This window comes from Lelliottia sp. RWM.1 (assembly GCF_016859735.1).
GTDB lineage: Bacteria > Pseudomonadota > Gammaproteobacteria > Enterobacterales > Enterobacteriaceae > Enterobacter.
The window spans coordinates 1-23,756 of the sequence record NZ_WLVC01000052.1; the positions used below are offsets into that span (position 1 = coordinate 1).

Below are 23,756 nucleotides of genomic sequence, written 5' to 3' on the forward strand. Positions count from 1 at the left end.
GGTGAAGATCCTTTTTGATAATCTCATGACCAAAATCCCTTAACGTGAGTTTTCGTTCCACTGAGCGTCAGACCCCTTCAATAACACTTCCGTTTTTTCGCCCTCATTTGAGGGGCTTTCTCTTTCAGTTTTTTTGTTGCGGTCGGTGCTGTCGGTTGCGCTGGCCATCTGCTCGATGCCGACGTCGGCGTTTTTATGATTTACCTGTTTTCAGTAAGTTACAACAAAACAATGACGAAAAAAGGCAGTCAGTTTTTTTGATGAATGCAGTAGCGGCGGTGCGCTACGTGAAATCTGACAAAAAGGCAGGGGGAGTGGGCAGTGATTTTTTGCGTAGCGCAGGCAAAAAAAAGCCCTTCATTTTCATGAAAGGCTTATCGATTAACCGTTGGTGGCTTTCCTGATCTTCTGATCGGTTTTGTACTGCGAAAGCGCATAGACTGCCCATATCGTAGCGGGTATCCACCCGATCAGGGTGATTTGCAATATCAGACAAATAATCCCCGCAATAGGTCGTCCTATAGTGAAGAAGGTCAACCAGGGAAGAATGAAAGCTATCAATAAGCGCATTACTGTTCCTCACCTTCGGATTGAGACGAACCTTTTGCAATTAAGAATTCATCCAGATCACGTCCTGCGGCCAGCGCTTCTTCAATGGGTTTCGGTTTTCGCCCTTTGCCAGTCCAGGTTTTAGTAACGCCATCTTCTATAAACTGGTATTTTGGCGCAGCTTTAGGGGTTTTGCTGCGCTTCTTGCTTTTGCTTTGCCCTTCAATCTGCCCCAGGAGTTCTTCCGGGGTGAATCCTTCTCCGGCAATCAATTGCAGCAGATCCAGACGTTTTTGTTCACGCTCGGCACGTTCTTTAGCTTCACGTTCAGCATCTTCCCGGAGTTCCTCAATAACTGAACCCAATTTTTCGTACATATCGAGCAGTAAATCAAACTCAGTTTCGCGGGCGAACACGCGAAGCGATCTGATATTGCTCAACGTGCGGCGGATTTCATTGTTAGCGGTTGTATCGCTCATTAATCATTTCCTTTTGGTTATCTGACGTATTTCCACACGCTGGATGGAATTTTATCATACAACTTATTCATCACTATTTCGGCACGACGATGATCAGCAGCCATGTAAAATCGCCCCAAATCATCGCCGGTCAGTTTACGACTGGTGAGTTCAATCACTTTTTCCAGCGTTTCTCTTTCGCTACAACGCCGTAGTTGGCGTAACCAGTCTTCTTTAGTTTTTCTCATTACGGCCTATTTACGAGGTGCAAAGCCGAGTTTGCCGGTTTGCTTGTTTTCCAGAACTAAAGCCGTATCGAATTTTTTACCGGCTTTGCTCGTAAATCCCTTGATTACACCCGTTGCCCCTTTTTTCAGCAACGTTTCAATCTGGTTAGTGGTCAATGTTTTGCCAATGAACTCGCGCCAGATTTTAAAGTCACAGCCGGTGCAGGCGAACAGCTTTGGCCTGACAACAATGGACTTACCACAGTTGGGGCAGGGGGTTTCCAGTCGTTCGGATTGACCCGCCGGGCTTTTGCCCTCACCCTGGATTTCGCCCACGGTAACACTCTGTACCTGTTCACGCAATTGCCCCAACAGGTCTTCGATAAATGTATCTACAGTTTTTGTTCCCTGCTCGATTTCAGCCTGCTGTTCTGACCATAGCGCAGTCATATCTGGTATTGTCGCTGACTCTGGCAGTGCTTTAAAAAAGGCTAAGCCGGTATCGGTGGGAATGAGTTTGCCCTTATCAAGCTGGATGTACTGCCGGGTTTTTAGCTTTTCCAGCATATCAGAGCGGGTTGCCGGTGTACCGATGCCACCGTGTTCATCCTTCTTGTCTTTGTCTTTGGCTTTGAGCAGTGCCTTAATATGCGCATCTTCTACAAAATCAGCCACACGAACCAGGGCGGCCAGAAGGGTTGCTTCGGTGAACAACGGCGGCGGTGAGGTTTTCTTCTCATTCACAGTGACGCCGTCACAACTGCCACTTTCACCTGTACGCAGTGCCTTGAGTACGTCAAAACTGCTTTCTGGCGCATCATCTGAGGGTTCTTCGGCTTCTTCACCACGCAGGAATGCGGTAAAACCGGCATCGGTTGTCTGACGAGCGCGGCTACTGAACGTCTCCCCGTCCACCGATACCACCACAGACGCCTCCTGGTAGCGTTTATTCGCCATAAACTGCACCAGATAGTGTTGCGCGATAGCCTCATATACCTGTCGCTCCGGCTCGCTGAGGACGGATAAATCAGGTACGTTCGCGGTCGGGATGATCGCCGTGTGCGCCGTGACCTTTCCACTGTCAAACGCTTTGCTTTTACGGCTGGCGTCGATTTGCAGATCTGCATATTCTGCCCGCGATTTCAGCGCGTCCAGCACCTGCGGTGCTTCGCTAAACTGTTCGTCAGAAAGGTAAGAGCAATCAGAGCGGTTGTAGGTGATCGCCTTGTATTTCTCGCGTAGCTGCTGCGTGATTTCCAGCGTCTTTGCCGCCGTCATTTTGTGCTGGCGGTTCATGTATTGCTGCAATTTAACCAGGTTAAACGGTAACGGCGGGGCTGTCTCTTTATCCTGCACGCCTGCGGCCTCTATGCTGGCCGCCTTGCCCTTTAAACGTTGCGCCAGGTTATCAGCATAGCCTTTGCTGGTAAGGCGTTTCTTATCGTCCTGTGGCGCATCTTCGTTGACCTTCCAGTTGGCGGTGAATTGTTGACCGTTCACAGAAAAATCACCCGCCAGAGTGTAGTAAAAACTCGACGTGTGCGACTGATTAGCCAGGTAACGCCGGACAATTAACCCCAGGATAGGCGTCTGAACCCGGCCAACTGACAATGTGCCATTATAGCCCTGCGCCCGGCCTGCAATGGTGTAGGCACGGGTCATGCTCAGTCCGTAAATCAGATCACCGGCTGCCCTTGCCAGCGCCTTACGATAAATGCCCCGGAATTCACGGTTATCTTTAAGCTGCGCCAGAGATTTTTTGACTGCCGCATCGGTGTTGTCGTTAATCAGCAACCGTTTAACCGGCTTGCTATTCCCCGCGTACTCCAGCAGTTCTTCAACCAGCAGTTGCCCTTCGTCGTCAGGGTCGCCAGCGTGGACTATCACATCGGCTTTTTTAATCAGATCGAGAACGATTTGTGTATGCGCGGCATTACTGGCAATGGGTTCATAACGCAGCGGATAGAGTTGTAGCGGTAAATCCGCTGCCACCCATTTTTTATAGTCCGGGTTATAACTCTCCGGCTCAACGGTTTTCAGTAAATGGCCGTAGCACCACGTTACAAGGTCTTCACCCGCTTCGATATAGCCGTTTTTCTTTTGAATGCTTCCTCCAAGTGCTTTAGCAATATCATTTGCAACGGAGGGTTTTTCTGCGATATAGAGTTTCATCATTTTATCCTTTACATCTGATTAATTTGTTAGCGCAGCGAATAGTGCGTTCTTCTGCAATTAATCGTTTCCAGTTATCTTCATTTAGCGATTACATCTTTCAATACAATCATTTTGTACTAAAGACTGAATTTCACCCGCCGCCTCGACAATAATTTCCTGTGCATTATCTTTATCAAAAGCGTTAACTATTATTGATAGCTGATCACTGACATCTCTTGCTAATGCAAAAGTATCTTCATTGTCATCATCATTTATGCAATATCGGTTTTTCAATAATAACTCAACGCTCCCTGTTTTACTCGTTGTTGTACATGTGAAAGAGCCATCTTCTAATCGCAGAGTTTCTATTTCATATTCAAACAAGGGTTTAAAGTTTTCCAGCGAGTCAGAAGTAAATGCAACGGCAATGACTCGCCTCCCTCTTGCGCTCATGATTTTTAAAAAACCATACAGAAATGAGTCATGTATATTCTGTGGAAATTCCACACTATCCAGAATGACCGTGAATTCCTTCGCATCCATAATATCATCCAGATAAATACCTTCATTAGTACAACAAAGGAAAGGCAAGTCGAAATAGCACGTTGACTTGCACATTTTTACAAAATCAAAGTGACGGCAATCGGGGATGGTTGTTTCTTCGAGTAATTTACTTTTTCCCGTCCCTGTCCTGCCGTGAACCAGAACATGTCCTTGTGATTTAATCAGGGCTTCTTGTGCTGTTTTCTTATCGTGTTCCATTTTTAATCCTCCAACTGAAGTGCACCAGTAGCAAAGGCAGCTTCAACAACTGCGGAAAGCTGATGTGTTGGCATGTAATCTTTGTAATTAATCCATACTCGTTTGATTTTCCCATCAAATTCTACCGCGCGCTGTCTCCTTTCATTACAATCTCTGTCCAGCCATACGCCATTGAATAAAGGAAAACTATTATTCTTAAAATAGACTTTTTTATCTTCATCAGACATGCAGTTGAGCATATGAGCGAGATAACGACATACAAGCGCGAAACTTCTTACCGCATGGTCTTTGTCGTCAAATTCTATAATACCTCCTTTGCTTATCCTGAATTCTCCAAAGGTCATGACATGCGCACGTTCTGGTTTTGTCGGGAATGTCCATGTAGCGTAAAAAGAGTATACTCCGCGCTCTTTTTCTATCCATGCCTCCGCAACGAAGCAAGCCTCGCTACCATCCAGACAAGCTGAATAGCGCGGAGGTACACAAAACGAATCACTGTCGTGAGAAACAGGTTGCGTGTATTTTCCAAGAATGAAAGTATCACCGACTTTCATATCCCTGATTGAACGCTGAAACCAGAGAGGCATCCGGCAATAACGCATAAAGTCATAAACTGTTTTTATTGAACTAACTTTCATAACGGGTTCATTCCTCATCATAAGTTACGAAGAAAATTTCCTCGTCTAAGCGAAAATTAACAAACTCCTTATCTTCTTCGTTAAGTTGGCTGTAAGTAACGGAATGTTTTTCAGCCATCTTTATTAAATCGCCGCTGTTAGCAATAAACTCAGCTTCATGCTGATTGATTTCACGCATGACTTTGAAGTATTCAGTGTTAGGGTGGCAAAACGCATTTTCACCAGATTCAGCTTCTTGTTGTTTAATCCAGTCTGCCAGATTGACTTTAAACGATTCTGTTTCCATATTGAATTCCACATTGGTTGAGTTTATTTTTTCAGGGAAGCTAATGGTAATGCCAGTTGCCTTGCTTGATTGAAAAGCATCAATCAGGTCATAAGCTGTTAACCATTCTTTAAACTGCGGACTTACATTCTCGTTATCAATAAAAAGAGTAAGGTATGTAAAGTCACTTGTTTCAAACAGAGATTGCAGATCACGTCCGTTAGCAATGGCGTAAGCCGTTAACCACTGAATATCGTTTGTATCTGTTATTTTTTTTACAATTAACGATTCAGAGTAAGGCAATGCCATGAGTTCAGAACATGTTAAATCATCTCCACTGTGCAGTCTGCTTCTGAGGTTTGAGCTTTCTTCTGTCACAACGTTTAATTCGATTTCAAGGAGAAGATGAGTACCAAGCAAACAATTATTCAGGGCAGCAATGTCTTTATCTGTTAGCATAGTTTTCCCGCCTTTAATATTCGGTTATCTTATCGATTGCTGTTTTATTTTCTTTACCGCGCCTACTTTCATGATAAAACTGAAAACAACGGAAAGCGCGAGTGAGGCAATAAAGATTACTGGCAACCACGGTGCTACGTGTTTGAACAGTTCAGCACACATATCCCATACCTGATTCCACGTCACATACTGTACTGACGAGTGCATAACCAGACTGGAAAGATAAAGCAATCCATTAGAAATTAAGTACACCAGTATCAATCCGAACGCAGCGAGACCAGCAAGTTTTATGAAGTATGAAATAACGACTTTAAAACTGAATATAATTGTCTGTTTCATTGTCTTTGTTTCCTTATTTTTACAACACCGCTAACGTCAGATTTAAATCTGACGCCAGCAGCGTTATGTTAACCGCGAATCTTTCCGAATTTAGACAGGATTTTACTGACGGTGGCAGGGTCTGCGCTGGCGCACTGCCCTAAAAAATCCTGACGCATGTCGAACGTTTTACCGGGGTTAAAGCGATGTTTTTTCTTAAAGGCGTTAATGCTGAAAAACTTCTTCACAGCGCCGTTACACTCCGAAGGGCTTTCACCCATGACTTTCCCGGCCATGCAAAGAAATACCGTACACGGATCGCCGGAATCAACGTTATCGTCTGCCATAGCTGGCATTGTTGTAGCGGTCAGGCACAGCAGTGCCGCCGCAATTGCAGTTTTTTTCATGAAGTCACCTTATTTAGATCAACGTATGAGGTAAATATCCACGCTGTTACACGTCAGGCAGTCATTTTTTGACTGGTAACGAATAACACCTTTTGCACCATGCTGGCGAAGCCAGGATTTGGCTGCAAAATAGTCTCCTTTAGGGCTGGCAGCAACCAGCACCGCGCTTGAATGTGCTACGGCGTAAAATACATCCGGCGTATAGGTTTCACGGTCGCCCTGAAAGCCGTACAACACCCGTGACCAGTTACCGGCTACAGCGGGGGCGGGAACAATCACGTTGTTTTCCTGCCACTGCGGCAAGGTGGTATTCAGCGCCTGCGCCTCCCCCTTCCAGTTAACTTCTGGCGGAGGTGGTGGGGAAGAACACCCTACCAGGAGCAGCACGAAAGAAATGGCTAACGCTCGCATCATTCTCCCTCTCCTTTAGTTACCCACTGACCGTTTTCGCATACCTTATCCGCCATCAACGGCGCATCCTTGATCTGCTTGCCATCGGTATAAGACTTACTGGCATACAGGCAGGTTTCTTTATCACCTTTCCTTATTTTCAGGTTTTGTAATTCCTGACGGATAAGTTTTAATTCCAGTAATTGCTCTTTAAGCAATTGCTGATTTTTTAGAGCGATAACAGCGTTATCCGCATCGTTAACCGGAGTCCCGGCACAAAAACCCGTAACAGGAATGACAAACAGGGTGATTAGCAGTAATTTATTCATATTCACTTCGTTTCGCCTCGCATAGATTTACTAAAAGCTGCATTGTGTTTAGGCAGGGTTAGATAATGCATGTCGCTAACCACGACAGACATGAATGTTATTAACCATATATACCAGATGACAGTTCTTGTCATTTCTATCATTTTTGAGAAATCATCCACGCCTAACACACCAGAGTTCTGCCACTCTGTTTTTATTTCAAACAGTACATTAACAGGAACGAACGCCAATATTCCAATTGCACAAATAAACAGCATTAACGGAAAGTATCTGATACTTTTGTTTAGTGCGTGCATTAAAAATAAGAGAATATTTAGCGCTATTTTTTTACCTTCACCCGAACTTAACTTTCGAGATGCTGTCTTCTTATTCTGAGGTTCATCCTGCGATTCTGGCGAAAAATCATCTTCCAGAGAATAACCTTCCGGCTTACTCATGGCTTGTGCGATTGCTGTTTTCTTTGCATTCATTGTTTTCATGCCATTTATCCTCATAATGTGGATCGATAGTAATCAGTGTTTCTTCCACTTTTAGCATAAGGGGGATAACCATACCTGCCCCCTTCCCTGTTCTTTCCGCCCACTCGTTATTTTCCAGACAGTCTAAAAATTGCCGCCCACCTTCCGTGCATTCTGAAATAAAAATCCTTTCAGGTTTACATCGTTGCGATTTACTTATTGGTATGCTCATTACGCTGCCTCTTTTAAATCGAAGTTAGTAGCTTCAAGCTCCCTGCGCAAAAGTGCATGAGCAAGGTCTAATTTGGTAGGGAATTCTCCTTTTTTCAGTCCGGCTTTCACTCCCTGCAAATAGGGTGAAAGGCTAATCAGTTTATCCATAAAGAAATCGTCGTTGTAGTACATCGCCTTATGGCACTTAATCGGGTGTTCTCCTTTCAGTATGACAAATTGTTCCTCAAACTTGAGAGTGCCTAACTCCTGCGGTAACACCAACGCACGCTGCGCATCGTTTTCAGATTCCCCCTGCGAAGTGCCGCCCTTATTACGGCTTTTGCTTTTACCTTTGGCTTTTAGCGTGGTGTAGCCGAGTTTCGCAGAAACTTCATCGGCGTCGTCCTTCTCGCTTACCGCATAAATAACCCGGCAAGGGTGCATCGACATGAGAGTTTTTGCACCGTAAACCCCGTAAATTTCTATCAGTTGTGAAAGGTTCTGATAGATGGTTAGCAGTTTCAGTTTAAAACCCGCGATAAAGCCGGAAGCCTTTTTGATATAATGCATCGCACCGATTGCCGGAAATTCATCCAGCAGGAACAAAACGTCATGCTTGTTTTCCGGTACAAAATCCGGGTTTTCTCGCATATTGACGTCGATAGCGAAATTGAAGAATAAATTCAGGAATTCATCAGCAATTTTCGCATCGTCGGCACTGATACCCAGATACACGGTCATTTTTTCCTTACGCAACAGGCGTAAATCAAAATCATTGCGGTCGGTCGCTTTGCGGAACAGAGGCAGCGTGAACAAATTGAGCTTTTTCTGGAACGTTTCCTCCAGGCTGGACTTCGCTTCCCCTTCTGACTCAAACAGCTTCTTGATTTTGTTCAGCGCATCGGTAATGAGATACCGGTCATTATCATTCTGCGCTTTTTCAATCCACCCTTCGCGGTCGGTAAGCAATTCCTCCTGATTGACGTTGTAGTACAAGTCCAGCACCGTTCCGATGGAAAATAGCGGCTTCACCCCCACCGCTTCCAGGTATTTGCGGTCATACTTCATGGCAAAGTGCAGAAGTTCGGTGTAGGCGATAAATACGCGCCCTGCACCGCTGTTGAAGTGCGCCTCCGCCCCTGCCAGTCCTGCTACCGGCCACAACGTGGTAGACAGGTTCAGCAGATAGCCCGCGCCCTTTTCATGGTCGAGATCCACATAGAACAGTGGATTGAAACCGTGTGTCTTGCTGGAAAACGGGTCGAGTAAAAAAACCTTATGCCCCAGCGTCTTCTGCCGGTATCGGCTGGTGATGTTGTAGCACTCCTGCTTCGGGTCGAGCACAACCATTGAGAATTCAAAATCAAGCAGGTTGGGAATGACGATCCCCGCGCCCTTACCGGCGCGGGTGCCTGCCCCCATCGATACAAAATCAGGTTGCGTATAGCGCAGCAGTTGCCCTTTGTAGCGCCCGATGATCACACCGCCTTTTTTGTCGTTCCCCCACGTCACCTGTTTGGATTTACGCACATCCGCATCCGTGGCGAACCGCGCCTCGCCAAACAGCGCGGTTTTGGGTTTGCGGTTCCCGGAGAGGATTAACCCCCCCACCATCAACAGCGCCCCCACAAGGCCAACGCCCAGGGCTTTCATTCCGTTGAACCAGATATCGTGCCTGACGTGGCTGTCCGTCAATACCGTCCACAACATCCCTACGCGCCACGTTTTGATCGTCTGTATCAGGCCGATACCATTAAGCGGATACACGGCCACTGTCGCTATCATCCAGGCCACGGGTAACGTTGCCAGCAGCAGGAATGCCAGTTGCCCCTTATCAAAAGATTTCATCGCGGAACCTCCGCATGTACTCCGCTTTATCCGCCTCCCTGAAGTAGATATCGCCCATATGGCGAACATCGCCCTCAAGCTGAATACTGGCTACCACATCAACGCTGTTCAGCACCTTGCTGAGTAATACGCTGTAGGGCAGATTGCTGCATTCGGTGTTCTGGAAACAGCGGTCAACCAGACCCTGAATGGCTTCATAGGGTGAACCGGCGTGTACGCTGGTCACACACCCCTCATGGCCGGAACCGACGATCTTGATAAACTCCCAGGCTTCACCGCCGCGCACTTCGGTGATAAGAATACGGTCGGGGTTCATACGGTAGTTGGCACGCACCAGAGCACCCGGCGTCACAATCGCTTTGCTGCTGTTGCCGACTTCACTCGGATAGAACAAATTCACATAGTTTTTATGCTGTTTGAAAAACACCTCCGGGTTATCTTCGATGGTGGTGATACGCAGGTGCAACGGAATATAATCAATCAGGGTTTTCAGATAGGTGGTTTTTCCGCTGCCGGTTTCACCACAAAACACCATCGTTTTGCCGTACTCCATGCACTTCTCAATGAACTTTGGAATATTGCGTTCCTTGTACAGACGGAGCAATTCAGCATTATGCGATTCTTCCTGTACCTTGCCCTGTACCCTGTCGTAAAAGCCATTGTCAATATAAGACTGGTGAGGGATTTGCACCGTAGAAGGTTTGCGCAAGGTAATTGAAACTGTGTCCCGCTGACAGGCAGGGGGAATAATGACCTGACAACGTTCCCCTGTATTCAGGGTTGCCGATAAAATAGGTTTGATATCCGAAATGTATTCACCGTGATAAGTCGCAAGCAGGCGAGAAAACTTCTCGCAATCGTCAAGCGTGAGCGGAACTTCATGCCGTTCCCACTGGCCGCGTATTTTTGTAAACAATTCCCCCGGACGGTTGACGGCGATTTCCGTCAATCCTTCCAGATCGAGGAATTCACCGAAAAGGCGGCGAGTCGTGTAATTCAGGCTGTTACTGTCTGACATGGTTTACCTCTTTAGCTTGAGTTGGTAGATATGCGAAAAATCAATATCCTGATTGGTAATAAGCGTGATAATTTCACCCTGATTTTTATAAAGCGTTGGCGGAATATTGATGCTGTTTTTCAGCGTTTCTTTTGCCATATCCGCAAAAGCTTCACGGCTGTTTTCGGTGTAATCGGTATTGCGGTCTTTTTTCCCGGCCTGATTCGATAGCGCCCCCATCACATCCGGCACCATTCCCACCATTAACGCACCGCTGAAACGTTGGACATAGTGATTATCTATCCATCCAGACACCCCGGCCTCGCCAAGTTCTCCAGCGGCGCTACTGTCCCCCCCTGCATCCATCGGGATATCGAGATAGGGCGGCTGCGCGGTACGCAGCTTGCGCACGATGATGAATGCGCGGCCTACGCCGTGGGCGAGCGTACCGCTCTTGTATTCCAGACTGGCGAGCGTGCCTTTATCCAGAAGCCGCGTATTCCCGCTGGCGCTGTAGATATCTTCGGTCAGGACGCATTGCAGTTTTCCGGCCACGTCAGAGACAAATCGCCGCGTCAGGGCGCACGGAATTGCACGATTCTCCGGGATGTAGAGATCGGGGTTGTAAGGGATGCGCGTCACCGCCTTGAGGGATTGAGGCGTCGTACCGGCCGGTACGCCCTGCCCGTCAGTCTTCACGCTGGTGCTGTCGCTTACCGCCCCCTTTTCCTTACCTTTTTCCTCACTGCGGCTTCGCGTGGTGCTTCCTGATGCAGTCGCTGTGCTCACAGAAGCCAGGGCGCGTGAGAACACGGCGGGTTTAGGCGGCGGTGGCGGGTTCTTTCCTCCGGTATCTGCTGCCTGCCCGTCAGTATCCCCTTCGGTATCGCCGTCACCGCTTCCCCCAGGGAAAGGGTTATCCTGCCCCAAATCGTTGCGCACATTGGCCGTCTTTCCTCCCGTGCTGACGGCGTTATCGGTGGTCTGCTCTTTTTTTCCTTGCCCTGTATAGGTTCGCCAGACGTTCATACCAACCAGTCCGAAAACCACAGCCAGCAAAATAAATCCAATCAGCCATTTAAGCAGCTTGTCTTTTTTCCCTTTTTTGATTTTGGTCACTTCCGGTTGATGGACTTCCTGCTCATTGTCTTTGTTCTTTTCTTTTAATTCCTGCTCCTTCCGTTGCTTTAATAACGATTCTTTTTCTGCTGTTGTTAATTCACGTTCCGGCGCTACAGGGGAATGCGCGTGCTGTTGCTTTTCCGCCAGTTCACGCATAATTTCATCCGGCGTTTTATCCTGTTCATCACTCATTATTCTTTCTCCACTCGTTCAATCTGCGGGGAAACCGTATTGCCATCTTTTACCTGCACTTTTCCAAAACCTTTATTGACAATACCGATAACGGCATTGCCATAACGCAATACAAAGGCAGGATTGACCTGCTGAATAACCAGATACTTGATATCTGCCTTTTGTTTTACACTGGTATTAAGAATTTGCTCCCGCCCGTCGATATAAGAGAAAGCGGCGGGAAATTTTTTCCCTGGCTTAAAGCCGACATAGGTAAAGCGGCCATCATCGTAAACCACATCCGGCATAATCATGCTGCTGTTGGCCTTATCTTTACCGGGTCTGGCATAGTATTCCCAGTTACGCGGGTACTGTGCATTTTCCAGTGCACGGGCAATGGCTTCACGCTCTTTCGCCTGCTGCATTTCCTGTTGACGTGCTGCGGCCATTTTTTCGGCTTTGGCGCGGTTCTCCTGCGGGTAGGTATAGCTGACGACGAAAGCCGGTTGAACAGGCGTTTTTCCGGGTTCGGTGACTTTCAATTCCAGCGAGTAATACCGCTTACTGGTGACGACAAACAGGTTAGTCGTCCAGTCCTGCGGAACGGGTTCATAAACCCGCTCCGTGCGGGTTTTCTGTCCCTCGCTGTCGGTCACTTCCTCGGTCTGCGTGACCGGCACCGGCATCACATAAACCCGGTTAGCGTCATGCTGAACATCCCAGCCCTTTGCCATGCCGGAACGGGCGTCGATCACCGTTTCATCATCGTCAAAAACCAGCGTTGAAAGGAACGCCACCTGCGTGTTAATCACCGTGGTGTTGTACGGGTTATAGCTGACCTGCTGCATCCGGCTGTCATATCGGCTCCCCTGCGGCGTGGCCGCCGCCTGCACCCCTCCGGCAACCAGAGAGAGCGCGAGTAAAGCAACAGTGAATTTCATCGCGTTACCCCCTGCTCACGTTCAGTGGAATAGGTTGTGACGATAAAGCCCAGCGGATTTGCTTCTCGCTGGCTTTCCGTCAGTTCTTTTTCCGGGATATAGCGGAACGTCAGACGCGCAACCCAAAACTCCACGTCTTCTTCGCGGGTCTTGGTATCCCTGATTGTTTTCTTGTAGCGAACGGTCGCTACCTTATCCGGGTCTTTGGCATCGGTAATAAAGTCAGAAACAATACTGATTAATACCTGTTTCTGCGCATTGTGATAAATCTTATCCGGCGATGTTCTGCCTGAAAAAATATCCAGATAGGCGTTATTGACTTCATTACTGTTAAAAAGCTGCGTGACGGTATAATCATTCTGCAATGCAAAATAGTTATAACCTTCGCGCCGCTTAATGTACTCTGCCACCCAAAACTTATTCATCACCTCATTTTCATTAAAGGTGACGCTGTTAACCATCGTCACCCGTTCGGTTCTGCCGGTAATGCCGTCAGTAACATATAATGCAGTTTCAGTTTGCTTTAATGGCAATAGGATAACGACGGCAATAACTGCCGCCGCCGCAATACCGAGACAAATCCCGCCAAAAACAAACCCCGCTTTTCTGTCGCGGCTGTCTCTTTCCAGCATATGTTGCTCAAAGTTTTTCGCCGTTCGCGTGACGCGCTCTTTTTCAGACATTTTTCATCATCTCCGGTGAGTTAATTGGAATGAGTTCCCCCGATACGTCAGGGGGTAACGGCGAATGTGACGCGCATGACGTCAGAGCGCAGGCAAGCGCCAGCGCAATGATTATTTTCATTGGATGTTCCTTTACTTTTAAATCGAGAAAGTTGCGGTGAGGTAACTGCGAATCATTGTCGTGTTGAAGGGTTCAGAAAGTATTATGCGGCTTTCTCCTTTTTCCTCGCCCGGCGCTGTTGAATTTTTTGAACCACGGCACGGGTTCCCCGTGCAGCACCGTAGCCAATCATAGCCGATGCCCCGCGCGATTTTTTTTCATCCAGCTTGCGCCCTGCGCCACCTTCAAACAGGCCATGCCCGGCACCTTTGGTTCCGCCTGCAACGCTTCTGGTAGCCCCCATAGCCGCTTTAGCGGCCACACCGGCACCCAGGCCAAGTCCTACCATCGCCATACCCTGCACAGCAGCGTTGACGCTTACCCCGGCAATCTGTCCCGCCGCTTTTGACGACAGCACAACTAAAACGCCGGATATTACCCCTGCTACTCCCGCCATAAGTCCCATTGTCATAAGGTTCGAGAATTCAGCTTGCTGTACCATCTGAGAAAATATTTTGTTGATAAAGCGGATAGCCCCCATCATAACAATCGAGGCAAACATGATAGTCAGAATGGAGGAAAAAATTGCCTGCAACCAGTTATTAAACATCTGACGAAGGAAACCAAACATAAGGCAGAAAATAAACACCGGTGCTGTAACGCACAGCAGCAAGATTGTGTATTCCGCCGCCAGATAAACTAGAGCGGTTACAACCAGTACAAACCCTCCACCTATTAAGGTAAGCAGAGCGCCAATACCTCCGGCGATCTTCACGTAATCTGAAGTATCTAATTGAAGTAATTTAGCAGCGACTTGTTGTATTTTTATCCACAACTGGTCGAGGAACAACCAGGGATCTCCCCCTGCCAACCCCTCTTTAAGCCCCTCAATCGCTGCAATAGACATATCAAGCCACCCTCCCGCATTAGTGATAAACAGCGTAATCAATGCCATTTTAGCAATGTTGTAGGTTAGATCTTCGAGTGGTTTTTGGTATTTACCTGCGACAATTTGATAAGCATTAACCAATAGATAAAGCGTAAAAGCCGAGGTAAACAGGGTGGATATAAGGGAACCATAGAAAGCCATTTTCCCTTGAGTGGCTGTTTTTAATGCCGCCATGATAAATTTATCCATTACCTGAAAAAAATCAGCATCCATAACAACTCCTTATCCCCGCATCAGCGGGGATATTATTATTTACTTGAGTATCTCTTTAAATTTAGCACTTAGCTCTGGATGTTTTTTTGCATCAGAATATTCAACAGCCGCATATAATGCAGCATCACATTTCTCACTGATAGATTTGGTTTCCTTACAACTCTTGTAGTCAGAAAATGCCAAATCAGGGTTTTCGGCATAAATTTTTTCGTATTTATCCGTTTCATCTCCCATACCACTAAACTTCGGAATAGGTGCGTGCTCTTGGTCATACAAAAACTTGCCTTGTATTGCATTCTTGCAGTTGGGTGTATCATCACCACTTTTATTACATTCTTTGACCTTTAATATTGCTTGGTCTTGATTTTTGTACCACCAGTCAACCGATTTCGTGTCCTCCTTACATCCCGATAAAACTAATCCACCAATCATCATCAAAAATACCAGCACTATCTTTTTCATGAACCTAAATCTCCAAAATGGGGAACAGGTGCGTTAAACTGCTGTTCGTTAAACGCCTTGCGCATTTTCTGCTCTGCCAGCTTATCACGTTGTTCAGCCGCTTTAATGTTCATTTCCCAAGCGCGGGTTAATGAGTTGAGCTGTACGCTTTTTGCCTGGATGGTGTTTGCCAAATCCTGAGACTCTTTGCTGTCTTTGGCGTAGGCGATGCGGTCTGTCAGCCCCCCTATCTCGTCCAACGCCTTGTTTACCTGTGATTGCACATCCAGCGTCTGTTGCAACACATAGCCCTTGTTGATGGCGTTTTTCTCGCAGGCCGTCGCGTAGCTGGACGACTGTTCCTTAGCCGCCGGTTCACATTCATCGAATGCCTTGAATCGGTCATACAATCGTTTGGCATCCCCTGTAACCGGGCTGTCTGACAGCAGCAGGTCGTTAAGACTGATCCCCTGCTTCTGCAATGCCTTGATATCGTCTTTCAATCCTTTGGCCTGTGCAACTAGCCCCTGAATATCCCGCAGCCCCGTGGCCGTAGCCAGTTGGTCTTGATAGGCTCGGATCTGATCTTTATAGTGCTGCGCGGTTTCCAGCCATTCCTTCGCCTCTTTAGCCCATTGCTGTGCATTCGCTATTTGCGCTGCACCGTCGAATACCGGTATTCCGCCTGCCTGAGTCGGAACAGAAAAAACAAACAAGGTGGCCGACAATACGGCCACGCTTAATGATTTAATTTTCATACTATTTTTCCTTAAAGTGCTCTTTCAAGGTAACGGTCAATCCAGTCTTCCGGTTTCATTCCCGGACGCCAGATCTCGTCGAAGATTTCGAGGTTGGGTTCACCTGCGCTGAGGATTTTCAGATAGTCCCCCATCGCTGACAGGTCGAATTTGACAAGGGCGGCAAATTTCTTCACTTCCCCGCGCCGCAATGCACTTTTAACCACCAGGAACTGACGCGAACCGGGGTCGAGCGTTTTGATGATATTGAAATGCGCCGGGTCTACTTTTGCTTTCTCAACATAATCGTCGTAATCGGCATCCGGGTTCGCCATCCAGATACTGGTTTCAGTGACCTCCATCGCCGCTCTGGCTATTTTGTTTTTCACCACTTCATCCAGGGATTGCGTGGCGAAGATCACCACCCCATTCAGTTTGCGAATAACCTTGAGCATGTTATAGGCAAAGTCGGTGAAAGCATCACTGGTGAGCCATTTCCAGAATTCATCCATGATGATCACCAGACGGCGGCCATCAAGCAGGCTGGTCACGCGATACAGCAGATAAAACGAAATAGCGGCGCGGGTATCGGCATCGTCGAGAAACTCTGTGCCGTCGATACCGAAATTATCCACGTTGCGTACATCGAACGTGTCAGCTTCGTTATCGAATACCCAGCCAAACTCACCGCCCTGCTTCCATTGCTTGAGGCGGATACGCAGGCCGTTTTCCTGTGCTTCGACAGTCGTCGGCTCATTGAGGTAGCTCAAAAGCTGTGTGATACCGTACTGTCGCTGTGTCAGCGGCATATCCATCACATCATCAACGGCCTGAAACAAATCATCTTCCTGCCGGTCACTGAGCGGTTGGCCGCGCCGGGTGACGATCAGCTTCATCAGGTCTTTAACGAATTTGCGATTGCGCTTGGTGCTATCCAGTGCAAACGGGTTCCACCCTGACGGTTCCCCGGCACGAATGCGGTAATATTCACCGCCTAATGCACGGATGGCGACTTCTGCCCCACGGTCTTTATCGAAAAATACGGTCGTCAGCCGCTTGCTTTTCGCCGCTGGCGAAAAGGTGGCGTGATTTCGGTATTTCTGCATCGCGTAGGCCAGCATATCGAGCAGCATGGTTTTACCTGCCCCGGCTGTACCGATAATCTTCGCATTCCCCAGGCGCTGCCGGTTAAAGTCGTCGTCTTCAAGTAACGACTGGTGAAGGTTGAGGTAGTAGGCATCCCGACTTTCGGTATCCAGCATCAGCATCGCTTCCCCCCAGGGCAGCCGATCACGTTTCCCGCCGTAGACTGAATGAAACGCGGTCATATCGGCAAAGTTCTGGCTACTGATCGGCACGCAACGGGGGCGCAGATTATAGTTTCCCGGCAACTGCGCAAAGAACGCGGCGGGTAGCGCAATTTGCGCCAGCGTGACAATCATCCCCAGGTCAGTGAGCGTGGCGCGAATGTCGTTGCTGTCACGAACAAGCTGATCCAGCGAATCCGCGTACAGCACGAATGAATAATGCCATTTACCCACACTGACATCGCCACTGGTGATCATGTCTCGCAGTACGTCCAAATCCACCTGTTCTGACACCGCATCATCCTGAGCGCTATTCAGTGCCTTACCCTTGCTCTTGATGGTTTCCAGCGCTTCGGTTTTGCTCATGCAGGTAAACGACTGCGTAGTAACATATTCTGCCTGCTCAAACAAAAGCGCATCGAGTCCGCCAACGTCCACATTGCCCGGCAAATTTTTTATTTCTATGCAGCGAAAAAAGCGCTTTCGGTCAAACTGATTGGCCTGACCGGAATCACTGCTGAAATACAGGTCAGCACTGCCAAGGACGTTATAGAAAGGGATATTTCCGACTCTGATTTTTTGCCACTGTCCACTTATCAGGTAGTTGAAGAAACTAAGCAAAGATGAATACACCTTTTTCCCTTCTTCAATCAGGCCGAGCGGGACAGGCCGATAATGCCGGAGCATTCCTTCTACCGTTTCGCGGATTTCATTCATGCGCACAATGGCTTCATCCTGCGATTTCTGCTGGTACGCTCGCCCTTTTGCCTTTCTTTCCAGCTTTTCTTCCCGGTTGAAAGGGATATAGCAGACGGTGAAGAAAATCCGGTTACGATAGAAAGGCGTTTGCCCCATGTCGTTGTAATAACGATCCATGACCTTATCGGCAAATTTATTACCGGAGACAGAATTGAAACGGTCGAAATACTTTTCACGAATTGTATGCACGTAGAAAGTGACTGTTTCACCGGAAAAAGAAACCAACGCCTTATTAAACTGTTCGGAAAGCAATTCAAGGGCTTCTGCGGTCTGGCACTGAAAGGCTTCCCCCTGTAATTCCCACGAGGCAACATAATCAACACGTTTTGTCTTGCAAATAAAAGGATGAATATGCGTTGAGTAGGGAATGAACTCCTCAACCGGTTGCCGTTGATTGAGTTTCATATTCGCTAAAAACTCCTTGATATCGATATTGTCATAGCGGGTATGACTTACAGCTCTGGCTTTATAGAAGCGGGTAGCAACATTCCGCGATAAAACCATCCCCTTCTTTCCCAATGTTTTCCACCAAACCCACATTAATGAAAAAACGTGTTCATCGCGTGAAGTAATACGGCGCATTAAGAAATAGAGTGCTGGAATGAGCAACCAAAGCCATTTAGTCACAATGAGTCCGATAATGGCAATGGCGATAACAGACAACATGAAAGGGGCAATAGGCACGCCCCTGAGCAGCGTAGGCCGTGTCAGAGCCTTATAGACGGTAGCCATATCGCCCCTCCTGTCAGGCCGGGATGATGTAGGCGACGAGTTCAGCAATACCCACGATAATGCACGAACCGATGATGACATTACTGAATTCACTGAGAGCCTCTTTACGCCACAATACCTTAAAGGCCACATACAGCCCCGCCAGCGTGGCGGTCGCAATAGCGATGGAGTGTAAGCCAACAATCAGCGCGTTAAGTAACTTATTAACCGGTTCAAACCCTGCCGCAAATGCAGGTGAGGCCAGCATGAACAGAACAAAAACAGTAACAGCCGATACCAGCTTCTTGAATACCGCTAAATATTTCATTGATTTTTCCTTGTAAACTATTGGGTGGGTTTTATATCACCACGGACGAAATGCGAGGGGTAAACAATAACAATCTGAGTGGGAATAATTACGTTAGTCTCTTTTCTCTTTACTGCCTCCTTTTCATTAAAATCCTGCCGGGTTCCCGGCACTACATAAGGTATGTTCGGTTTATATCCAATACGTTCTATGTAGCTGGTACTATTAAATTCATTTTCCTTTTTAGTGCCTGTTGTGAAATTACCTGAATAGTAACAACTCAACGCACGTTCAAGAGAACCCCCGCGAAGATAGCAATCAGAAATTATCTTTTCAAATACAGACAAATTATGACATGGAGAGAATAATTTTTCGGCTGTCATGCCATATTTAGCAAAGTTGGTACTGGTGATTTGCATCAGACCAACCGAATAGCGACGTTGCTTTGATTCAATGCGATTGACGATAGCCAGGGCATCATTCTTATTCGTTGGAAAATACGATATCACCCCCTTATCACCAGGCTTACGTTGCGACTTGGGGACTATTTCAGCGATTGCATAGGGATTGTAACCAGATTCTGTTTTTGCCACATCCTGCGCCGTAGTGGGGTGAACCGTGGCGGCACATTGCATAGCAAACGCGAGAAAGGTTGATGTTGAAAGCATGTTACCTCACTTTTTTTCACCCTCATTCAGGAAGATTTTTTTTGCCTGCTCACCGTAATTTTCAATCAAAAACTGAACAAACGCCGAAGCGGTTAATCGCTTACCGCGCATGTAGCCAACTTCCAGTACAATCTTTTCAAGGTATTGACGTTGACAGGCAGGGATATAAACATTGTTATATATACGTTTTTTTTCAGGCTGCATCTTTCCTCTCTTTCCTGATATTAGATTTATGAATAAGCGTCATTAACTTACTGGCACGTTCCAGGGGAGAAGTGGTGTCGTAGATTTCAATAATCTTTGCAACATCAGCTTCATCTACGCCAATGCACTCATATACACAACTATCACTTCTTATAATTCGCGCCTCGGCACAACGGAGAGCACGTATAGTTTGGGCTGATATCCGCTGCATATCACCGCCAAAACGTACAAAATCCACCGCACCAGGCATTCTTCGGAATACTGCAACGGGGATCTGTTCTGGATTAAAATGCACGAAAACGTACCCCTCAAAAGCCGGATGCACGCTATGACGGATACACTGCTTTTTATCCTTTCGAAGTCGCCATGAATGGATCATGGGACAACAGAACTCAACATTTGAATCACCCAGAACTGACAGCAGTTTTCGCCAGTGATTTTGCGAAAAGCGTAACAAATACCAGTCCTTATGCCATTCCTGCATAGGGAACCTCCTTTGTCTGATTCATTTTGATTTGGGTCAGGACAATAGCTCACGCAGTGCCTTGACCCCGTGGCAGTTGGTATAAAGAAAGGATGTAAAACTAATACTGTGATTGTGTATAAATGTTGCTCAGACCGCTAATCGTTTGTGCAGATCGAATTTTCATCATCGATCGTTCAAATCGATCAAAACCCACATTACCTGATCGGGCTACTTAACAGACAGGATACTGTGTTTTTATACAGCCAATAGCACAGATCGTCAACATTCAAAACACACCCACTGAGCAACATATAACCATATATTAGCATAACGCACAATAGAAATCCTTAAAGTGGAAATACGACTTAATGAGAAAAGATTAGTATTGCTAGCCTCATGTTTTCAGGACATGAGGCAGAAGCTGATGATTGGGAAGAGATTGCGCGAGGCAAGAAAAGCAGCAAATATGACGCAGGGCGAACTGTCTATAAAGGCAGGGCTGGACGACGGCTCAAACAGCAAAATATCCCACTATGAAACAGAACGCTACCAGCCACATTACAAAACGGTGTGTTTGCTGGCAAGCATACTCAACGTGCCGGAATGCTACTTTTATTGCCGCGATGAATCGATGGCTGAAAACATTCTGGCTATTCACAAAAAAAATAAGCGATACCATCTCTCACCAACAGAAATTAACGAACTGGAAAGGGCAGAAAAACAACTGGAAGAAGCCACCAACACGGTTAAAAAATTACTTAGCCTGAGACTGGATATCGAGGCCGCTGATCTTCTTCCCGGTTCGCTAAAACCTTAAAACTTAAATACTCCTATTTTAATCCCCATTTTCTGCTGTTCCTGCAATTTCACCGAAGCCTGGTGATTTTGCCTGAACAGTGAGTATCCGCGTTGCTGCTTGAGAAGCTGTTCAGGCGTATCCAGTAGCTTAACCTTCTCGAAGGGTGCAGGTTTTATGCCTAAAGCCCCTTGATTCTCAATACGCCAGTTATTACGTTTATGCTCCGCCCATCCTTGCTTCTGGCCTTGACCGTCCGTGAGTGGAACCTTAACCGTGGTTTCACCTTCTTTGCGCATTTTGATTATGCTCCCTTGCCTTACTCCTTCACGCTTGATTTCATCGGCCAGATTACTTCCCCATCGGGTAAACTCTGTTTTATTTTTCAACGTGCGCAACGTAATATAATTATTTTGCTTATTTTTAGGGTCAAAAAGATAGTTAGTACGGCCAAATTCCACGACTTCAAAGAGGTTACGTAACCTGTCTGGTTCACGTTTAAGTTGCTCTTTTAACCCCATATTATATTTGTGGGTACACTTAACGTTATATCCCATTTTTTGCAGGTTAGTGGCAAATTTTTCCCTAAGTTCCCGTAAATCTTTCTTTCTTATATTTATCCGCTTGCCGCTGTTATCCGGTATACGTAGCAATGCATGAACGTGCGGATGATGTTCCTTATCAGTATGATAAGCCATCATAAAGCGATTATCGGGATATTTTTCACGCAAGGTATCTTCGACGGCTTTTAATACGTCATTCTCTGGTACACCCGCGATTTTAGGTGAAGAGAATGAAAAATTATGTACCAGATTAGGTGCACGATCATGGTTATAGATTTTTTTATCTTCATCATCGAGCATAGCCTCATAGGCTTCTTTTCTTTGTTCCCGGTCAGCGATATTGTATTCAACCCCATTAGAATCTTTGAGTCTGATCTCTCCTTCGCGTGCTATATAGTTGATTTCATTTTTAACGCCGCGACACTGATTTGCACTCCCCGTGATTTTAACCATAACCTCACGACTGGCGCCCTTTTGAAGCGTCCGGCTTAAGGTATTTTTGTCGTAGTTTACGCCGCCGTTTCTCATTTTAAAGTTATGCGGCGTTCGACGGGCTTGTTCCTGTTGCCCTTTTAATTTTCTGGCGCGATATTCAAAATCACTACCTTTTTTCGACTTTGCCATATATCACCCCTTCGGTTCGTTTCGGAGTTTAACTGAGCGAATATTCACCGCTGAATTTGTTAGTTTTCTCACTGCTTTTTTAACGGTTTCAACCTCACGGGTAAGGCGTTTAACATCTTCCCACAATGATTCATGTGATACATCGGCGTAGTCCCGATTACGAATAATCGTTGACAGATTTCGCCCAACCGTATTTACCGCATTCCGTGCCAGGCGTAATTCTGCCAGTTCTTCATCCAGCAATACAGGTTCTTCTGTCATTGCCAGATCAAGCAAAAATCGAATTTCTTTCGATACATGCCATCCGTGTTGGTTTGCTCTGTACGTCAATTTTTCTAACATTACATCAGAAAATCGTATTTGTCGCACATGATTCAACTGCTCATTACTCGCTGGAGTCTGGTTGCTTTCCTCGACTTTTCCACTCGCTATACGATGTGCCATAGAAGAAAAAAACCTTGCCGGATTCATGCTGCTGCTTTGCAGTAAAATTTTTTCCAGTCTGTTATAATTATCATTGTCCATTCTGAAACTAATATATTTCATCATTACCCCCAAAAACCCCGTGTAGCGGCTGGCGTAGACACTCAAATGTGCACATTTGTAGTGGCTACGCCTATCCGGGGTCTTGTGTTTTAATCGACTCCGTTGTCTAAATTTACTACAGCCTAAAAGGTATGGCAAACAGCGCCCGTTCTGGCGTCGCTATAGAGTTCTTTCGCCTCCGGCCATCGGGCTATTGAGTTGCTTTAAATTTCGGGGATTAAAAGATGGTCTTGCAGTGAGGGGGATTGTCACGGCTAACGCCGTAACGCTTTTTGAGTCCTCGCTTCGCTGCGGGGGTCTCCGGCGCGTTGCGCCTCCATGCCCTTCCAGGGCATAAAAATGGGGCTGTTAAGCCCCTGTGAAGTGAAGTTTTAAACCAAGTGCTTTTGTGATTTTAGAGACAGTCTGGAATGATGGATTTCCTTCACCGGATAACGCCTTGTAAATTCCCTCCCTGGACATACCAACTTCTTTAGATAGCTGACTTATGTTTCTTGCTCTGGCTATGTTACCTAATGCTTTAAAAAGATATTTTGTATCATCTTCTTCAATTGCCGCATTAAGATATTCCTGAATATCTTCTTCATCTTCAAGAAATTCAACAACATCAAATTTTTTAAGTTCTTCTTTCATACTAAAACCCCCACTGTTTAGCTAATTGTTTCGCTTTTCTGATATCTGCTTGCTGCGTGCTTTTATCTCCACCACAAAGCAAGAGAATAATTTGATTGTTTTTGTTTCCAAAATACACACGGTAGCCTTTACCCTGATGAATTCTTAATTCTGATAATCCGTCACCTATTGGCTCCACGTCTCCAAAATTTCCGTCCTCCATGCGCTCAAGTCGCATCAATATTTTTGCCTTTGCCGTTCTGTCCTTCAAAGACCTGAGCCACTTTTCAACTTCCGGCGTCCGTTTTATTTCTATCATTACTCGTCCTCCTGATAATAGTAAGTATAGTATTATCTATTACTT

Annotated in this window: 32 protein-coding genes; 1 reads left to right on the forward strand and 31 read right to left on the reverse strand. The window is 46.5% G+C overall.

The window, feature by feature from the left end; all coding sequences use genetic code 11:
- Positions 1–381: 381 nt before the first annotated feature.
- The 27 genes from GF617_RS23400 to GF617_RS23525 all read right to left on the reverse strand — a co-directional run bounded on the left by GF617_RS23400 (position 382) and on the right by GF617_RS23525 (position 20,269).
- The gene (locus GF617_RS23400; protein ID WP_058999031.1) at positions 382–570 is read right to left on the reverse strand and encodes a YqaE/Pmp3 family membrane protein; all 189 of its coding nucleotides are present in this window, start codon (positions 568–570) and stop codon (positions 382–384) included.
- A complete protein-coding gene (locus GF617_RS23405) occupies positions 570–1,028 on the reverse strand; it encodes an H-NS family nucleoid-associated regulatory protein (protein ID WP_114120311.1) in 459 nt (152 codons plus the stop codon). The genes GF617_RS23400 and GF617_RS23405 overlap by 1 nt, the downstream gene beginning before the upstream one ends.
- A gap of 17 nt (positions 1,029–1,045) precedes the next feature.
- Positions 1,046–1,255 carry a hemolysin expression modulator Hha gene (gene hha, locus GF617_RS23410; protein ID WP_114120309.1) on the reverse strand — a complete coding sequence of 70 codons (210 nt, stop codon included), beginning with the start codon at positions 1,253–1,255 and terminating at the stop codon, positions 1,046–1,048.
- A gap of 6 nt (positions 1,256–1,261) precedes the next feature.
- A complete protein-coding gene (locus tag GF617_RS23415) occupies positions 1,262–3,406 on the reverse strand; it encodes a type IA DNA topoisomerase (RefSeq protein WP_114120308.1) in 2,145 nt (714 codons plus the stop codon).
- Between the two features lie 84 nt (positions 3,407–3,490).
- The gene (locus GF617_RS23420) at positions 3,491–4,150 is read right to left on the reverse strand and encodes a hypothetical protein (RefSeq protein WP_114120306.1); all 660 of its coding nucleotides are present in this window, start codon (positions 4,148–4,150) and stop codon (positions 3,491–3,493) included.
- 2 nt (positions 4,151–4,152) lie between these two features.
- A complete protein-coding gene (locus GF617_RS23425; RefSeq protein WP_114120304.1) occupies positions 4,153–4,788 on the reverse strand; it encodes a hypothetical protein in 636 nt (211 codons plus the stop codon).
- 7 nt (positions 4,789–4,795) lie between these two features.
- Entirely contained in the window at positions 4,796–5,512 is a 717-nt protein-coding gene (locus tag GF617_RS23430) for a hypothetical protein (protein ID WP_181833469.1), read from the reverse strand.
- A 24-nt stretch (positions 5,513–5,536) separates the two neighbouring features.
- The gene (locus GF617_RS23435) at positions 5,537–5,851 is read right to left on the reverse strand and encodes a hypothetical protein (protein ID WP_114120302.1); all 315 of its coding nucleotides are present in this window, start codon (positions 5,849–5,851) and stop codon (positions 5,537–5,539) included.
- 68 nt (positions 5,852–5,919) lie between these two features.
- Positions 5,920–6,237, reverse strand: a complete 318-nt coding sequence (locus tag GF617_RS23440; protein WP_114120300.1) for a TrbM/KikA/MpfK family conjugal transfer protein — start codon at positions 6,235–6,237, stop codon at positions 5,920–5,922.
- 18 nt (positions 6,238–6,255) lie between these two features.
- Positions 6,256–6,651, reverse strand: a complete 396-nt coding sequence (locus GF617_RS23445) for a cag pathogenicity island Cag12 family protein (RefSeq protein ID WP_114120298.1) — start codon at positions 6,649–6,651, stop codon at positions 6,256–6,258.
- Positions 6,648–6,956, reverse strand: coding sequence for a hypothetical protein (locus tag GF617_RS23450; protein WP_114120296.1), 309 nt, complete (start codon positions 6,954–6,956; stop codon positions 6,648–6,650). Before GF617_RS23450 ends, GF617_RS23445 begins: the two co-directional genes overlap by 4 nt.
- A 2-nt stretch (positions 6,957–6,958) precedes the next feature.
- A complete protein-coding gene (locus tag GF617_RS23455; protein WP_114120295.1) occupies positions 6,959–7,435 on the reverse strand; it encodes a hypothetical protein in 477 nt (158 codons plus the stop codon).
- Positions 7,386–7,646, reverse strand: a complete 261-nt coding sequence (locus GF617_RS23460) for a hypothetical protein (RefSeq protein ID WP_203452568.1) — start codon at positions 7,644–7,646, stop codon at positions 7,386–7,388. Before GF617_RS23460 ends, GF617_RS23455 begins: the two co-directional genes overlap by 50 nt.
- Positions 7,646–9,475: a type IV secretory system conjugative DNA transfer family protein gene (locus tag GF617_RS23465; protein WP_114120293.1), complete on the reverse strand. Its 1,830-nt coding sequence runs from the start codon at positions 9,473–9,475 to the stop codon at positions 7,646–7,648. Before GF617_RS23465 ends, GF617_RS23460 begins: the two co-directional genes overlap by 1 nt.
- Positions 9,462–10,493, reverse strand: a complete 1,032-nt coding sequence (gene virB11 / locus GF617_RS23470) for a P-type DNA transfer ATPase VirB11 (RefSeq protein WP_101984777.1) — start codon at positions 10,491–10,493, stop codon at positions 9,462–9,464. The genes GF617_RS23465 and virB11 overlap by 14 nt, the downstream gene beginning before the upstream one ends.
- A 3-nt stretch (positions 10,494–10,496) precedes the next feature.
- A complete protein-coding gene (gene virB10 / locus GF617_RS23475) occupies positions 10,497–11,786 on the reverse strand; it encodes a VirB10/TraB/TrbI family type IV secretion system protein (protein ID WP_309228330.1) in 1,290 nt (429 codons plus the stop codon).
- On the reverse strand, positions 11,786–12,706 hold the full coding sequence (gene virB9 / locus GF617_RS23480) for a P-type conjugative transfer protein VirB9 (RefSeq protein ID WP_114120337.1): 921 nt from the start codon (positions 12,704–12,706) through the stop codon (positions 11,786–11,788). Before virB9 ends, virB10 begins: the two co-directional genes overlap by 1 nt.
- Complete coding sequence (locus tag GF617_RS23485; protein WP_101984779.1) at positions 12,703–13,389, reverse strand: virB8 family protein; 687 nt, start codon at positions 13,387–13,389, stop codon at positions 12,703–12,705. Before GF617_RS23485 ends, virB9 begins: the two co-directional genes overlap by 4 nt.
- Positions 13,382–13,510: a hypothetical protein gene (locus GF617_RS27380; RefSeq protein WP_255547738.1), complete on the reverse strand. Its 129-nt coding sequence runs from the start codon at positions 13,508–13,510 to the stop codon at positions 13,382–13,384. The genes GF617_RS23485 and GF617_RS27380 overlap by 8 nt, the downstream gene beginning before the upstream one ends.
- Positions 13,511–13,592: 82 nt before the next feature.
- The gene (locus GF617_RS23490; RefSeq protein ID WP_058999004.1) at positions 13,593–14,651 is read right to left on the reverse strand and encodes a type IV secretion system protein; all 1,059 of its coding nucleotides are present in this window, start codon (positions 14,649–14,651) and stop codon (positions 13,593–13,595) included.
- 39 nt (positions 14,652–14,690) lie between these two features.
- Positions 14,691–15,113, reverse strand: coding sequence for an EexN family lipoprotein (locus tag GF617_RS23495; RefSeq protein WP_058999002.1), 423 nt, complete (start codon positions 15,111–15,113; stop codon positions 14,691–14,693).
- Positions 15,110–15,850: a type IV secretion system protein gene (locus GF617_RS23500; protein WP_058999000.1), complete on the reverse strand. Its 741-nt coding sequence runs from the start codon at positions 15,848–15,850 to the stop codon at positions 15,110–15,112. Before GF617_RS23500 ends, GF617_RS23495 begins: the two co-directional genes overlap by 4 nt.
- 11 nt (positions 15,851–15,861) lie before the next feature.
- Complete coding sequence (locus tag GF617_RS23505; RefSeq protein ID WP_114120335.1) at positions 15,862–18,627, reverse strand: VirB3 family type IV secretion system protein; 2,766 nt, start codon at positions 18,625–18,627, stop codon at positions 15,862–15,864.
- A gap of 13 nt (positions 18,628–18,640) precedes the next feature.
- Complete coding sequence (locus tag GF617_RS23510; RefSeq protein ID WP_114120333.1) at positions 18,641–18,934, reverse strand: TrbC/VirB2 family protein; 294 nt, start codon at positions 18,932–18,934, stop codon at positions 18,641–18,643.
- Positions 18,935–18,951: 17 nt separating this feature from the next.
- Positions 18,952–19,581, reverse strand: coding sequence for a lytic transglycosylase domain-containing protein (locus tag GF617_RS23515; protein ID WP_114120331.1), 630 nt, complete (start codon positions 19,579–19,581; stop codon positions 18,952–18,954).
- A 6-nt stretch (positions 19,582–19,587) separates the two neighbouring features.
- Positions 19,588–19,785 (reverse strand): hypothetical protein, encoded by a 198-nt coding sequence (locus GF617_RS23520; protein ID WP_058998992.1) that lies wholly within the window; start codon positions 19,783–19,785, stop codon positions 19,588–19,590.
- A complete protein-coding gene (locus GF617_RS23525) occupies positions 19,775–20,269 on the reverse strand; it encodes a transcription termination/antitermination NusG family protein (protein WP_203452569.1) in 495 nt (164 codons plus the stop codon). Before GF617_RS23525 ends, GF617_RS23520 begins: the two co-directional genes overlap by 11 nt.
- Before the next feature lie 406 nt (positions 20,270–20,675).
- Here GF617_RS23525 and GF617_RS23530 point away from each other — a divergent pair, with 406 nt between their 5' ends.
- Positions 20,676–21,068 (forward strand): helix-turn-helix domain-containing protein, encoded by a 393-nt coding sequence (locus GF617_RS23530; protein WP_203452570.1) that lies wholly within the window; start codon positions 20,676–20,678, stop codon positions 21,066–21,068.
- Here GF617_RS23530 and mobP1 read toward each other — a convergent pair.
- From mobP1 to GF617_RS23550, 4 genes are all read right to left on the reverse strand, one after another.
- Positions 21,065–22,234 carry a MobP1 family relaxase gene (gene mobP1, locus GF617_RS23535; RefSeq protein ID WP_101984785.1) on the reverse strand — a complete coding sequence of 390 codons (1,170 nt, stop codon included), beginning with the start codon at positions 22,232–22,234 and terminating at the stop codon, positions 21,065–21,067. The genes GF617_RS23530 and mobP1 overlap by 4 nt on opposite strands.
- A gap of 3 nt (positions 22,235–22,237) precedes the next feature.
- Positions 22,238–22,783: a hypothetical protein gene (locus GF617_RS23540; RefSeq protein WP_147095593.1), complete on the reverse strand. Its 546-nt coding sequence runs from the start codon at positions 22,781–22,783 to the stop codon at positions 22,238–22,240.
- Between the two features lie 345 nt (positions 22,784–23,128).
- Positions 23,129–23,413 (reverse strand): addiction module antidote protein, encoded by a 285-nt coding sequence (locus tag GF617_RS23545; protein WP_058998984.1) that lies wholly within the window; start codon positions 23,411–23,413, stop codon positions 23,129–23,131.
- A gap of 1 nt (position 23,414) precedes the next feature.
- Entirely contained in the window at positions 23,415–23,711 is a 297-nt protein-coding gene (locus GF617_RS23550; protein ID WP_013583078.1) for a type II toxin-antitoxin system RelE/ParE family toxin, read from the reverse strand.
- Positions 23,712–23,756 lie beyond the last annotated feature (45 nt).

Excerpts from the sequence above, each read along its gene's own strand:
- GF617_RS23400 (WP_058999031.1), bottom strand. The coding sequence starts at position 570 with ATGCGCTTATTGATAGCTTTCATTCTTCCCTGGTTGACCTTCTTCACT.
- GF617_RS23405 (WP_114120311.1), bottom strand. The coding sequence starts at position 1,028 with ATGAGCGATACAACCGCTAACAATGAAATCCGCCGCACGTTGAGCAAT.
- hha (WP_114120309.1), bottom strand. The coding sequence starts at position 1,255 with ATGAGAAAAACTAAAGAAGACTGGTTACGCCAACTACGGCGTTGTAGC.
- GF617_RS23415 (WP_114120308.1), bottom strand. The coding sequence starts at position 3,406 with ATGAAACTCTATATCGCAGAAAAACCCTCCGTTGCAAATGATATTGCT.
- GF617_RS23420 (WP_114120306.1), bottom strand. The coding sequence starts at position 4,150 with ATGGAACACGATAAGAAAACAGCACAAGAAGCCCTGATTAAATCACAA.
- GF617_RS23425 (WP_114120304.1), bottom strand. The coding sequence starts at position 4,788 with ATGAAAGTTAGTTCAATAAAAACAGTTTATGACTTTATGCGTTATTGC.
- GF617_RS23430 (WP_181833469.1), bottom strand. The coding sequence starts at position 5,512 with ATGCTAACAGATAAAGACATTGCTGCCCTGAATAATTGTTTGCTTGGT.
- GF617_RS23435 (WP_114120302.1), bottom strand. The coding sequence starts at position 5,851 with ATGAAACAGACAATTATATTCAGTTTTAAAGTCGTTATTTCATACTTC.
- GF617_RS23440 (WP_114120300.1), bottom strand. The coding sequence starts at position 6,237 with ATGAAAAAAACTGCAATTGCGGCGGCACTGCTGTGCCTGACCGCTACA.
- GF617_RS23445 (WP_114120298.1), bottom strand. The coding sequence starts at position 6,651 with ATGATGCGAGCGTTAGCCATTTCTTTCGTGCTGCTCCTGGTAGGGTGT.
- GF617_RS23450 (WP_114120296.1), bottom strand. The coding sequence starts at position 6,956 with ATGAATAAATTACTGCTAATCACCCTGTTTGTCATTCCTGTTACGGGT.
- GF617_RS23455 (WP_114120295.1), bottom strand. The coding sequence starts at position 7,435 with ATGAAAACAATGAATGCAAAGAAAACAGCAATCGCACAAGCCATGAGT.
- GF617_RS23460 (WP_203452568.1), bottom strand. The coding sequence starts at position 7,646 with ATGAGCATACCAATAAGTAAATCGCAACGATGTAAACCTGAAAGGATT.
- GF617_RS23465 (WP_114120293.1), bottom strand. The coding sequence starts at position 9,475 with ATGAAATCTTTTGATAAGGGGCAACTGGCATTCCTGCTGCTGGCAACG.
- virB11 (WP_101984777.1), bottom strand. The coding sequence starts at position 10,493 with ATGTCAGACAGTAACAGCCTGAATTACACGACTCGCCGCCTTTTCGGT.
- virB10 (WP_309228330.1), bottom strand. The coding sequence starts at position 11,786 with ATGAGTGATGAACAGGATAAAACGCCGGATGAAATTATGCGTGAACTG.
- virB9 (WP_114120337.1), bottom strand. The coding sequence starts at position 12,706 with ATGAAATTCACTGTTGCTTTACTCGCGCTCTCTCTGGTTGCCGGAGGG.
- GF617_RS23485 (WP_101984779.1), bottom strand. The coding sequence starts at position 13,389 with ATGTCTGAAAAAGAGCGCGTCACGCGAACGGCGAAAAACTTTGAGCAA.
- GF617_RS27380 (WP_255547738.1), bottom strand. The coding sequence starts at position 13,510 with ATGAAAATAATCATTGCGCTGGCGCTTGCCTGCGCTCTGACGTCATGC.
- GF617_RS23490 (WP_058999004.1), bottom strand. The coding sequence starts at position 14,651 with ATGGATGCTGATTTTTTTCAGGTAATGGATAAATTTATCATGGCGGCA.
- GF617_RS23495 (WP_058999002.1), bottom strand. The coding sequence starts at position 15,113 with ATGAAAAAGATAGTGCTGGTATTTTTGATGATGATTGGTGGATTAGTT.
- GF617_RS23500 (WP_058999000.1), bottom strand. The coding sequence starts at position 15,850 with ATGAAAATTAAATCATTAAGCGTGGCCGTATTGTCGGCCACCTTGTTT.
- GF617_RS23505 (WP_114120335.1), bottom strand. The coding sequence starts at position 18,627 with ATGGCTACCGTCTATAAGGCTCTGACACGGCCTACGCTGCTCAGGGGC.
- GF617_RS23510 (WP_114120333.1), bottom strand. The coding sequence starts at position 18,934 with ATGAAATATTTAGCGGTATTCAAGAAGCTGGTATCGGCTGTTACTGTT.
- GF617_RS23515 (WP_114120331.1), bottom strand. The coding sequence starts at position 19,581 with ATGCTTTCAACATCAACCTTTCTCGCGTTTGCTATGCAATGTGCCGCC.
- GF617_RS23520 (WP_058998992.1), bottom strand. The coding sequence starts at position 19,785 with ATGCAGCCTGAAAAAAAACGTATATATAACAATGTTTATATCCCTGCC.
- GF617_RS23525 (WP_203452569.1), bottom strand. The coding sequence starts at position 20,269 with ATGCAGGAATGGCATAAGGACTGGTATTTGTTACGCTTTTCGCAAAAT.
- GF617_RS23530 (WP_203452570.1), top strand. The coding sequence starts at position 20,676 with ATGATTGGGAAGAGATTGCGCGAGGCAAGAAAAGCAGCAAATATGACG.
- mobP1 (WP_101984785.1), bottom strand. The coding sequence starts at position 22,234 with ATGGCAAAGTCGAAAAAAGGTAGTGATTTTGAATATCGCGCCAGAAAA.
- GF617_RS23540 (WP_147095593.1), bottom strand. The coding sequence starts at position 22,783 with ATGATGAAATATATTAGTTTCAGAATGGACAATGATAATTATAACAGA.
- GF617_RS23545 (WP_058998984.1), bottom strand. The coding sequence starts at position 23,413 with ATGAAAGAAGAACTTAAAAAATTTGATGTTGTTGAATTTCTTGAAGAT.
- GF617_RS23550 (WP_013583078.1), bottom strand. The coding sequence starts at position 23,711 with ATGATAGAAATAAAACGGACGCCGGAAGTTGAAAAGTGGCTCAGGTCT.